This window comes from Flavobacterium weaverense (assembly GCF_003688495.1).
GTDB lineage: Bacteria > Bacteroidota > Bacteroidia > Flavobacteriales > Flavobacteriaceae > Flavobacterium > Flavobacterium weaverense.
This window is the reverse complement of the sequence record NZ_REFH01000010.1, coordinates 423471-435995: the sequence shown is the minus strand read 5'-3', so window position 1 is coordinate 435995 and position 12525 is coordinate 423471. Positions and strand designations below refer to the sequence as shown.

Here is a 12525-nt window from a genome sequence, read left to right as displayed (position 1 = left end):
TAAAAAAGTAATCCTTTAAATCATAATAATCTGTGGCTAAAAAATCACATTGTAAAACTAAATACAATTACATACCTCTTACCTAAACTACACTCTTTTCCCTCTTAAAAAACTTTTTAATCATCGCCATCATTTAACTAAAACATTAACAATATTAGTATTGCATCAAAAAAAGTTTTTTTCTTACATTAGGTGTCTGAAAAATTAGAAATGAACAAACTAACCAAAGAAGATATAAGTCAAGAAGTATTTGACTTATACGATGATTACGCCCACAATAAAATAGAGAGACGACAATTTGTTGAAAAACTATCCTTGTTTGCCGTTGGTGCGCTAACGCTTCCGTCATTACTTAGTTTCATGACCCCTAATTATTTGGATTCTATTTTGATAAAATCAGATGATCCCCGACTGAAATCAGCATTTATTACATACAATTCGCCAAAAGGCGGAGGCTCAATCAAAGGACTTTTATCACAACCAGCAAAATCTAATAAGAAATTACCCGGCATTATTGTGGTCCATGAAAACCGCGGACTCAATCCATACATTGAAGATGTGGGACGCAGAGCCGCAATGGAAGGATTTATTACATTGGCCCCTGATGCGCTATCACCTTTGGGCGGTTATCCTGGAAATGATGATGATGGAAGAGAATTACAAAAAAAGCGAACTCGCGAAGAAATGCTTGAGGATTTTATCGCAGCTTATAACTTTTTAAGGTCACATAAGGATTGTAACGGGCAAGTTGGCGTTGTTGGATTCTGCTTTGGTGGTTGGATTGCTGCAATGATGGCAGTCAGAATAACAGAACTTAATGCAGCCGTACCTTATTACGGTGGACAACCCACTCCCGACGAAGCTGAGAATATCAAAACTCCACTCCTATTACATTATGCTGGATTAGATACAAGAGTAAATGAAGGTTGGCCCGCATTTGAAACCATTCTCAATAAAAATAAAGTGGAAAATACTGCTTTTATTTATCCCGCAGTCAATCACGGCTTTCACAACAATACAACTCCTCGATATGACGAAGCAGCTGCTACGCTATCATGGCAACGAACAATCTATTTTTTCAAAGAAAAACTAAATAAGAAATAAATTATGGCTTCAGGAATTTTTGCATTACTAGATGATATCGCTGCACTTATGGATGATGTGGTATTAATGAGCAAGATCGCTACTAAGAAAACGGCTGGAATACTTGGCGATGATTTAGCCGTAAATGCCGAAAAAGCATCTGGTTTTGTTTCCTCTAGAGAAATACCAGTATTATGGGCCATCACTAAAGGCTCATTTTTAAATAAGTTAATAATTCTACCACTTGCTTTTCTATTAAGCTATTTCGTACCATGGCTAATTACTGTTGTACTTATTTTGGGTGCCGTTTATCTCGCCTATGAAGGAGCCGAAAAAATATACGAGTACATTGTACCGCACGATCATGCTGAAAAAATTACTGATGCCGCAGAGCTAACACCCGAAGAAGTTTTAGTTCTAGAAAAGCAAAAAGTAAAAGCAGCCATCGTAACCGACTTCATACTATCAGTCGAAATCGTGATCATAGCATTAGGAAGTGTAGAAGGAAAACCCATTGCCACCCAAGTAATGGTTGTAACCTTTGTAGCCTTACTCGCCACCGTAGGAGTTTACGGAATCGTAGCTGCTATTGTCCGCATGGACGATTTTGGAATGGTATTACTTAAAAAAGATTCTAAAACTGCTAAGTATATAGGAAAACAATTAATCCGTTTACTTCCATTAGTTATTAAAGGTCTAGCCTTTGTAGGAACAATCGCTTTAATATCAGTAGCTGGCGGAATATTTGTACACAAAATAGAATACGTGCATCATTTAGTGCAAAGCTTACCGCAGTTTGTAGGCGAATTTCTCGCAGGAATAGTTGGCGCAATACTTTCATTCGCCTTTGTCAAAGCGCTAATGTACCTTTGGTCTAAGATTAAAACCAAATAATTACCTATTTCTAAAATCTCTTTCCAAAGCATACTTTCATTTTGGGCGTTTCCGCTGCCGCGGCCGGGCTTTCCACTACAATCTTTTGTTTTTTGTCAAAAACAAAAGGATTTTCACTTTAAATGAAATTCATCGAATTCCGATATTAAATATTAACCAATGAGATAATCCCTAACGCAAAATTGTGGTGAAATGAGGATTTAGTTTATCATTAACGGCCTGAAAGAAGCGGTTGAGAAATTATTTATGTAAATTTAAATTAAGTATTAAAAAATAATATTGTAAATATTTACTCTTTTACGGTTTTACGTATTTTTCTTTCAAAAGGATTGTGTATTATTGTAAATAATTATTTTTTTTTCTTATAACTTAGTCCAGTATCTAAAAGAAAAGATATAGCTATTTATAATAAAAAATAAACGGTATATAGTATAATCATCATTGCAAATATAAATTATATTAATCTAAACTATTCATAGTTTATAATTCATAAATTAAGAAGCACAAAATTTGCTTTAATAAAATTACAATAATTAAAAATGAATAATTTAACAGTATTAGATTTTTTTTGCGGAGCAGGTGGCTTTTCCGAAGGTTTCAAACAAAAAGGATTTGAAATCAAACATGGTTATGATCATTGGAAACCCGCTATTGATACATTTAATCATAATTTTAATTTAGAATGTCAAGTAAAAAATATTTTAGATTTCAAGAAATCAATTGAAGAAATAGAAAACCTTCCTGACACTGACATAATAATTGGTAGTCCACCCTGCGTAAGCTTTTCAAGTTCAAATAAATCGGGTACTGCAGATAAATCTCTAGGTGTTGAATTAACTGAAACATTTTTAAGAATAGTTGCAGTAAAGAAACATCAACCTAATTCCGTTTTGAAAGCTTGGTTTATGGAAAATGTAGTTAATTCTAAAAGATACTTACAAACTCAATATACATTTAAAGATTTAGAATTAACTGAATGGGCAAATAAACACAGAATTAGTCCATTAAAAATTGCAATTGATTTATTTGATAATACTTCAGTTATAAATTCAGCAGATTACGGTTCAATTCAATCAAGAAAAAGGGTTATCTCAGGTGAAATTATTAAAAAGAAAAAGTTAATTGTACCTCAGCCAACTCATCAAAAAAAAGAGTCACAACTAAATTTACCTCTTTACAATTCAATTAGTCTAATTAACAGAAATTTCCCTTCTCCTTTTGAAAAAGAGAGTAAAGCATTGATTGAGGATATTCAATATCCTATTCAACTTGAACAAGACAAAATTACGGATCATTTCTATGACACAGGTGTGTATGAAGCAGAATGGAGATTTTCTAAACACTGGAAAACTAACCATCCTTTTATGGGTAAAATGTCATTCCCTGAAAATGAAATTAATCCAAGCAGAACGATAACTGCCACTAAAATAGCCAATTCACGAGAATCTATAATTTACAAATCTGAAATTGATAGAATTGGTGATGGGGAATATAGACTCCCAACAGTTAGAGAAGCTGCAATAATTATGGGATTTCCAATTACTTATCAGTTCGTTGGCTCTGAAAATGCTAAATGGCGTTTAGTGGGTAATGCAGTTTGTACTTCAGTTAGTAGAGCGTTTGCATCAACTGTATTAAGTGCTCTAGGTATTAAACAGGAATTTAAATTAATTATAAGTAATGCTCCTAATTTAAAAAATGTATTAAATTTAAATAATTATTCCAGAAAAACATTTGATAATCCACCAATAAAAAATAAAAATGCAAGATGTAGATGGCAACCAGTAAAAGAAGGAAATCTGACAGTTACACTTTCAAATTACAATATTGAAAAAAATAATAAAGCTGATGGAAAATGGAGAACGTCAATACAATATGGCACTGGAAAAGGATTTCCTATTCAGCACATAGAGGATGAATATTTTAAAAAACTTGAGTCTATTATTTTAAAATTTAAAGGCGGGGCTAAATTTTTAGAAGTCATAAATAACGGGTTTTCTGAAAAAATAGGTAGTGCTAACAAACTTCAAGAAATGTTTGAATTACAAAAGTCCATTGGAGATTTTTTGGAACCAACTCGTCTTGTTGATGAAGTAGGTAATATTATAGAAAAAACTATAATTGATGAACCAAACTTTGTCCAAATTAACACTACTATTTTTCTTAAAAAGACAGTGCCAACAAAACAACTTTTTGCTTTATATGCTATTAATAAAATAGCAACTATTGCTAATTCAAACTAAAAAATATGCCAATACATTTTATTGATAATTATGCTAAAAAAAATTTAGAAGCTATCATTATTAATCAAGATGGATATACCCTATTTGGTGAACTTTGGTTATATGAACAATTTCTTTCCTTTAATAAAAATAAATTTGTTGAGGATGAAATTTGGTATTTTAAGCATAACTATAATTTATCAACTCATCCGTCTAGCAAAAGAAAAGTTGAAGGGCAAGTTGATTTTCTTTTACTTTCTAAACAAGGTTTGTTAATAATTGAAGTAAAAGGTGGCGGTCTAAGAGTTGACGAAAATGATTGCTATTTCTCTTCAGGTGAAGGTAAAGAATATGAAACTCAAAATCCATTTACTCAAGCTAAAGAATATGTCCATACTTTTAAAAAACTGATTGACTCTTCTGTTTTTGTTTACCGAGCAGTAGTTCTTCCACACGAAGCTGGTTTCATTTTAAAAAGTCCTCAGTTAATTGGTTATAGAGATATATTCTTTTCAAAAGCAGATATTACTGGTTTGGATGAAAGAGCAATTCAAAATATTTTTTTCAAGTTTATTAACGAATTAGGAAGAAAAGCAAGAATTAGAACGGTAAGGGAACTATTCCCTAATTTAAGTGCCGAAGCTATTTCAAAAAAAGCTTACGAGCAATATCCTGATTTGAGTTCAAAAGAATTAAAACGATTAAAATCTGAACTTTTCCCAACTCAAACCACTTACGGTTATAATCCTGATAGAATAAATACTGAATTAATTTTAAAAGAAAACTATGAAGTTTTAAAAGGTTTAAGTCGCAACAAAAATGTTATAATACAAGGAGCTCCTGGTACTGGAAAAACGGCACTGGCAATAAAGTTTTTAGCTGAAAAATTATTAAAACAACAAAAAGGCATTGTTTATTGCGCAAATAAATTAATTAGATCCAAATTAGAACATATTATCCTTAATGATTATCAATTAGACCCTAACAACATAAATTTTAGAATATTTTCGGATGTAGTAACGCAAGAAAGTGTTGCATCGGATATAGATTTTTTAATATTTGATGAGGCACAGGAATACTTTGATAAAGGATTATATGATTTCATCGAGAAATTAAATTCAAAATTAGGCAAACCTAAGATTTTAGTTTTATATGACCCTGATCAAGCAATTGCATCTAATCTGAAGGAATTAGCTTGGTATACAGATTTCTTTATTGAAATTGGATATACACACTATTATTTTGATGAGAATTATCGTTGCGCCCAAAATATAGAAATAGGAGAAATTTCAAATTGCTTATTGTATAATGAATATGGAAAAATAAAAAACAAGTATAAAAGCAGCTTGATTTGTGTTGATGATTTAAAGCAAAAGTTAGAATTATTTAGCTTTATTTTAAATGATGTAAATTTTACAAGTTCGGAAAAAATCATACTAATACATAGCAATTTAATTGAAGATTTTACAAAAATAGTAAGTGAATTCTTTTATAGAGATATTGAAGAATTAACAGAAGCCAACATTAATATTTCTTCAAATAAAGTTAGATATAGCAGTCCCATTAAATACAGAGGTTTAGAAAACGAATCGGTTTATTTAATTACTAAGGAATTAAATGACAGTACCAAAGTTCAAAATTATATTGGAGCAACTAGAGCAATGAATTCGCTTAAAATTATATTATGGAAGTAATATTTAATAAAATTCATGATGTGGTTCTTGAGACTTTAGAAATTCAAGATAATAGACCTTATATTCTGGAAGTGATTGGTAAATGGTATTATAATTTTTTGATATCAAGCCAAGAAAAATTAACTCTTTACTTACCTAGTTATGATGAAAAGTTATTAAATATAATTTACGATTACGTTCGTCTATTTTCACTTACCTATAGACTTTTAAAAAAGAATCCAGTTTCGAATCTTGAAGGTACTTGTCTCTTAAACATCTTTGATTATAATACAAAAAGGAATAATTTTAGTTCTGGAAAATCAACAATTGACTTTGTGAAAAAGTCTGGTAATTTCTTGATATGGTCAGATAATATAATAGTTGGAACAAATAGATTTTTGCCAATATTTCGTAAAGAACAAATTGAAAATTCCCATTGGCGTATCACAAATAATACATTTAAATTATTTAAAAACATAAGTAATCAAAGATTGATAAATCATCCAATTTTAATTGATTTTAATTTTGATTTATGTCTATCAATTCATACTGGAGAACAAATTAGACATTATGAGTATATTCTTTTTAATACTTTAAAATATAATTCTGATATGTCTTTAGAAGAAGTTATTGAATATGAAGATGAAACTTGCAAACAAGACATTGTAAATCTTATTACACTAAAGTATCCTTATCACAAAAATATTCATGATTACCTGTCAAATATTGGAAAAAAGAAATTTGATTTAAATATTAATTCTCGCTTCTGTTACAATAATTTACAAGAGCATGATATTATTTTATTACCAGAGGAGATTAAACCTAACAATACTAACTTACCTGTATTAATTCCTGATTTTAAAATATTTGAGACTAATCATAATTTAGAAATATTTGAAATTTTAAGTAGTTTTAAAGTCCATTGGAATGAATATGAATTTAATAAATTTACTAATCCATTCCCAAAATATTGGTTTTTGTTCATTAATCCATCACTCCCAAAAGAGGACTGGTTTGAAATGTTTAAAATTGACTATCCTATTGTTGCGGAAAAACCAATAATTAATGAAATAAAAAAAATAATTTATTTATTACATGAATTGGACTGGGGTAAACAATTAATTAATGACATAAAAAAACCAGTACTATTGTTACCTGATATAAAAGGGACTCGAAAGAAAAAACTAGAGAAATCATTAAATTCATTTAAACACTATTTACATGATTTAAATAGTAGGGTACTTTTTATTGATAAAAACGAAATTGATTACTACCTCAATGAAAAAAATATATTATTATTAGATGCCTTTAACATTATTAATCTAGTCAATATACTTTCAAAAAAATCTGATTTTAATGTAATAATTCCTGATTTCATATATTTTAATTATCAGCCTTGGATAAAATACCATATTTTAAATTATCAGTACGAGCCATTATTGAATTCTATTAGAGAAGATATTGATTCTCAATTTTTTAATAACAAAGAAAAATATCAAAAATCAAAGTTAGAATTAATTCAAAATATAAAAAAAGATATAATAAATTACAGAAAGAAATACAAGCAAGAGAATATTGAAATTGAAATTGAAAATGTAAATATTGAAGGTGAGGATATTATTTTTTATAATGATGAAGAAATCGAGTTCAATAACAAAGTAAAAAAAGAAAGTGATAACAAGGAGTATTTAATACATACCATTCAAGGTATAGAATATGTTGAAAAAGGAAATACTACTATTTTAATTAGAAAAAATACTCTTATTTCAAGTTGTATTTCTCAATTAAATATTGGTGATGATTTTATAGTACAAAGAGAAGTCAGTTCCGCAATAAGTAGGGATAAATTAGTAGACAAATTAAGTAAAGTACCTGATACAGTAATCGAATTTCAAATACAATTATCAAAGTATGACAAAGTCTATAATACGCTAGAGAAATTAGGCTTAGAATATATCCATAGTAAATATTTTAACCAAAAATATGTAATTAATTCAAATGACTTTAGTTTGGATAAATTTATTCTTCCAAAGAAGAAAGAGCACTGGAAAATTATTTGCGAATTTTTAGGAATTAATTCAAATGATATGTTTCAAGCATGGGTTGCCCATTATGGAAGAAAACATTTGAATGAAATAAAAAAAATATACAAACAAATATATGATTTGTGTTTGCAAAATAATTATTTAAATGAAATTGAAAACCCAGATTTAATATCAAAAGCTTCTATATATATTGAAAATAATATTTCAATATTCGAAAACGATGAAGAAATTAACACAAAAGAAATAGCAAAATCAATTCTATCTTCTATGACAAATGAAATAAATTTTCAAGAAGTAAAAGAAATAAAAATTTTAAATTGATGAATGATTTTAGAAAAAAAAGAAAAAGTCTTGAGTTATTTGTTCGTGAGCAGATAATTGGACCTGGTGCTTTTAACAACCGTTTTTTCTTTTTAGAGAAATGGGATACAAGTGAATTCAACGGAATTGACTTTAAAGTCAAAAATATAAATGCAATTGATAACAAGAGTGAGATTTTAGCTGAGGTTCCAGCTTATCAATATAGTTCTGCAATTCTTTTTCCTGAAACAAGGGTATCAAAAGGAACGGAAACACAACTCAAAGAGAAATTTTCAGAATCGGATATTGATGGAGAAAATCCAGATACAGAGGATATAGAAAAGGGTGGAGATGATGATAGAAATATTGACAATACTGAGGAAAGTTTAGTTAGTAAACAGCAGAACTATCCCAATTCATTTGGTCTCTCATTTGTTGTAGGTAAAGAAACTAATTTGCAAGATGATTTGACCGTGAGTGTTTCATTTAGAAAATATCATAATATAAATAAAAAGGAATGTTTCAGCAGTAAACTATCTTGTTTAGTTTCTGAATATGATAATGAAATTGAAATTGCAATTGAGAATTACTTTAAACCCTTATTTACATCAATTAGAAAAAATAACAACCTTTTTATATGTCTTAATCAAGAAATTAATAAGAATAATATTTATGATGTAGATTATATTCATTTAAATAATTATTTCCAAGCAACTCTTTTAAAAACTATAGGTGATATTTTCAAAACAGAAATAGTCGAACTAAAACAAAAAAATGGTGTTATATATTATGGTATTAAAGGTGATTATGATTTGCAGTTTTATTCAATTTCAGAATCAATAAATTATAGCGGTAATGAATATAAAAATGTAGCTTCACTTTATGATAACAGCATAATTAATCATATTAAAAGTAAGCTAAAAGAAGATTTATCTAATTATTCATATTATAAAAAACTTATAAAGGAAATTGAAATATTCAATCAGTTAAAAAATTATGTAACGGATTTAAAATCTGTATATAAACCAAGAAATTCTTCTCCAATTTGGGAGGCAAAAACTTTTGAAAACATTTTAATCTCTTTACCAAAACATGATGGAACCAGTAAAATATTTAGATTAAATAATCAAGTTATTGATAATAACATTAAAGAGGTTTCAGATTTAATATATTCGGTACAATATATTCGTAAATATGAAGAAATATTTGTTAAAATATTATTGATTAATAAGGCAAATATTATTCTTAAGGAAAATGAGCCTCCTCAATTAAACAAAAAAGATGAAGCAAACTTAAAGGCATATTTTGGTATTCAATTAAAAGTTGACGAGATTAAAGAAAATACACTAAAGCAATATAATCCTCCTCAATTATTAGATTTTGATGAAGAAGATAACTTTAATAAGTTACTATACAGAAATTTCCATGACTTTGGTGAAGGATACAACACATCTGTAAATTGGGGTAATGTTAACAAATGTAAGTTTATAATAACAGAATTTCTTCCAGAGCAAGAAACGCCAAAAGTAGATTTTAAACCAAGTAAAATTGTTAATGGAAAAATAGTTTCAAGAATTGAAAATGATTCTATTTTATCTATGCGATACCTTTCAACTTTATCCGACGTTACGGATAGTGATGTTTTAGAGGGTTTAAAAGATTTTGTGAATGAATACAAAATATGGATTGAAGAGAAACAAAAGAATCTTAATAATGAAAATTTACTTAAAGGAGAAGAAAAGGAACTCTTAAAGAAACAACTATTAGCTTGTGATAAAGATTATATAAGATTAGTAAGGAACATTAAATTACTTAGTAATGATTCGAAAGCAATGGCTGCATTCAGGCTAATGAATACAGCTATGTTTATGCAATTACATCATAGTATTAAGAAACCTTTTACTCCTACTTCAAATACAGAAGAATTTTATAAAAATATAAATCTTGGAGGAAATGATTATAAATGGCGTTCATTTCAAATTACTTTTATTCTACTAAACATTGATGCATTTGTTAGACCAGATCTGGACGACAAAACTGTTGAAAACATATTTTCCAATGGTTGGCCTGAAAGAAATGAGATAGCAGATTTAGTTTGGTTTCCAACTGGAGGGGGTAAAACAGAAGCCTATTTAGGGATAATTGCATTCGTTATTGGATATAGACGTTTTACCAATGGTGAAAGAGGTACTGGAACAACCGTTTTAATGCGTTATACATTGAGGTTGTTAACATTGCAACAGTTTCAAAGAGCAACGATGTTAATTTGCGCATTAGAAGCAATTCGTAAAGATAGTTTTTCAATACCTAATTCTTATAGTCTAGGTGTTTCGAGAATTACAATTGGTTTATTTGTTGGTTCTGGCTCATTGCCAAATCAATGGAAAGAAACCGGTAATTCAAATGATACGAGCATGGAGAAAGAACTTCAAAAAATAGGAGATTGTATTCAAGTTGGTAAAAAAGTGAGTACAAATTTGCCATTTACTGAATGTCCATGGTGTGGTAGTGATTTATTTATTGAAAAAGAATTAAATAATGTTGCTACCTCAAGTCCAAAAGGAAAAATGGTTTATGGAGTAGATGATCAATTAAATATTTGTTGTAATAACTCATCATGCACTTTTAAAGGCAGAGGAAGAAATAGACCTCACGATGATTTTAGCCTGCCTCTGAGATTATTTGATGAGGACATTTATAAATTTCCGCCTACGCTACTTTTTGGAACGGTAGATAAATTTGCTGCTTTAGCAAATAATGTATCCACAAATACTTCTGAAAGAAATAAAGATTCTAGGAGATTATTTGGAAAAGGATACAATCATGATACTTTACCACCAGAACTAATAATACAGGATGAGTTACATCTATTACTTGGCCCTTTAGGGTCAGCTGTGGGGCTTTTTGAAAAAAGTATAGATTACTTATGTACAGAAAATGGTATAAAACCTAAAATAGTTACATCTACAGCAACTACAAGAAATACAGATAAACAAATATTTGCTCTTTTTAATAGACGATCTGAAATATTTCCAAAACAAGGAATAGTATCGGACGATTCATTTTTTGCATATTATGAAAGATACATCGATGAAAATAATGATGAAAAATATATTTCAAATCGAAAATATCTAGGGATTTTACCTGTTGGAAAAACACAAGTTTGGATGCAATTAAGGATAGCATCAATTTCACTTACGCATAGATTAAAATACCTTAAGGAGTGTTATACTAATGATGAAATATTTGAAAAACCAGAGTTAATAAACGAGCATAAAGATGTGTTTGATTATTATCATACTGTTTTATCTTATTTTAATAGTCTAAAAGATGTTGGTAAGACACAATCACAATTAAGTCATTATTTACCTGGAGATGTAAATTTTGTAACAAAAAACACTGTCTTATGGAGCTTTTTAGATAAACTAATTAGAAACGAAAGTAACATTGATTATTCAGAACTTACAGGAAGATTGACAGGTGAAGATGTAAAGTCTAATCTGTCAAACATTGAAAAAAAATGGAATCTAATTTCAAATGAAGATAATACATTAAAATTAAATTCTAATAATCCTCCAGAGTTTGTGATATCTACAAATATGATTTCAGTTGGAATTGATGTATCAAGATTCAATACTATGATAATAAGTTCAATGCCAAGAAATATTGCAGAATATATCCAAGCTTCAAGTAGGGTTGCAAGAAGTAAAGAAGGAATTGTATTTACTGTTCATCATCCATTTAGATCTAGAGACATTTCACACTATCAAAAATTTAAAGAATTTCACGAGAAATTTTACAGTTATGTAGAACCAATTTCAGTTACCCCATTTGCAAGTAAAGCAATGGAAAGATACTTAGCAATGTTTTTATCAGTTATGATTAGACATGATGAAACTTTGATGCTAATGAACAATGCAGATGCGAGTAATATTACCGATATTAAAATTAATCAAATCAAAGAGATAATTACTAATCAAATTATTGAAATTGAAACCAATGCAATTAAACTAGACAATTATTTAAAATCAAGAACTCAAAATGTAATATCAAGTGTTGATGGTATTATTTCTGAGGAAGAGTTGATAGATTTAAATAATAAAGTTGCAAGACTTTTAAATAATTGGTTTACAAGATTACAAGGAAGTGAGCCTATTCCTGAATTATCCTTTTATAAAAAAGATATGAATTTGAATTCTTTATTTATTAGATTAAGTGACAATAATTATCCTGATCACTGGAAGGTAGGTTATTCACTAAGAGAAATTGACCCTTCAGTAGTAATAAAAACTGTTCAACAATAAAATT

At 28.7% G+C, this 12525-nt stretch carries 6 protein-coding genes; all 6 read left to right on the top strand.

The annotated features are described in order from the left end of the window. Window positions 1-210 precede the first annotated feature (210 nt). The gene (locus BC961_RS11735) at window positions 211-1104 is read left to right on the top strand and encodes a dienelactone hydrolase family protein (protein ID WP_121926137.1); all 894 of its coding nucleotides are present in this window, start codon (window positions 211-213) and stop codon (window positions 1102-1104) included. A 3-nt stretch (window positions 1105-1107) separates the two neighbouring features. Beyond that, window positions 1108-1977: a DUF808 domain-containing protein gene (locus BC961_RS11730; RefSeq protein ID WP_121926036.1), complete on the top strand. Its 870-nt coding sequence runs from the start codon at window positions 1108-1110 to the stop codon at window positions 1975-1977. A gap of 539 nt (window positions 1978-2516) precedes the next feature. Next, window positions 2517-4220 (top strand): DNA cytosine methyltransferase, encoded by a 1704-nt coding sequence (locus BC961_RS11725; RefSeq protein WP_121926035.1) that lies wholly within the window; start codon window positions 2517-2519, stop codon window positions 4218-4220. A 5-nt stretch (window positions 4221-4225) separates the two neighbouring features. Next, window positions 4226-5893 carry an NERD domain-containing protein gene (locus BC961_RS11720; protein WP_121926034.1) on the top strand — a complete coding sequence of 556 codons (1668 nt, stop codon included), beginning with the start codon at window positions 4226-4228 and terminating at the stop codon, window positions 5891-5893. Next, window positions 5884-8238, top strand: coding sequence for a hypothetical protein (locus BC961_RS11715; protein ID WP_121926033.1), 2355 nt, complete (start codon window positions 5884-5886; stop codon window positions 8236-8238). Before BC961_RS11720 ends, BC961_RS11715 begins: the two co-directional genes overlap by 10 nt. Beyond that, window positions 8238-12521: a helicase-related protein gene (locus BC961_RS11710; RefSeq protein ID WP_121926032.1), complete on the top strand. Its 4284-nt coding sequence runs from the start codon at window positions 8238-8240 to the stop codon at window positions 12519-12521. The genes BC961_RS11715 and BC961_RS11710 overlap by 1 nt, the downstream gene beginning before the upstream one ends. The last annotated feature ends 4 nt before the right edge of the window (window positions 12522-12525 follow it).

Coding starts and splice junctions, on each gene's coding strand:
- BC961_RS11735 (WP_121926137.1), top strand. CDS start 211: ATGAACAAACTAACCAAAGAAGATATAAGTCAAGAAGTATTTGACTTA.
- BC961_RS11710 (WP_121926032.1), top strand. CDS start 8,238: ATGAATGATTTTAGAAAAAAAAGAAAAAGTCTTGAGTTATTTGTTCGT.
- BC961_RS11725 (WP_121926035.1), top strand. CDS start 2,517: ATGAATAATTTAACAGTATTAGATTTTTTTTGCGGAGCAGGTGGCTTT.
- BC961_RS11730 (WP_121926036.1), top strand. CDS start 1,108: ATGGCTTCAGGAATTTTTGCATTACTAGATGATATCGCTGCACTTATG.
- BC961_RS11715 (WP_121926033.1), top strand. CDS start 5,884: ATGGAAGTAATATTTAATAAAATTCATGATGTGGTTCTTGAGACTTTA.
- BC961_RS11720 (WP_121926034.1), top strand. CDS start 4,226: ATGCCAATACATTTTATTGATAATTATGCTAAAAAAAATTTAGAAGCT.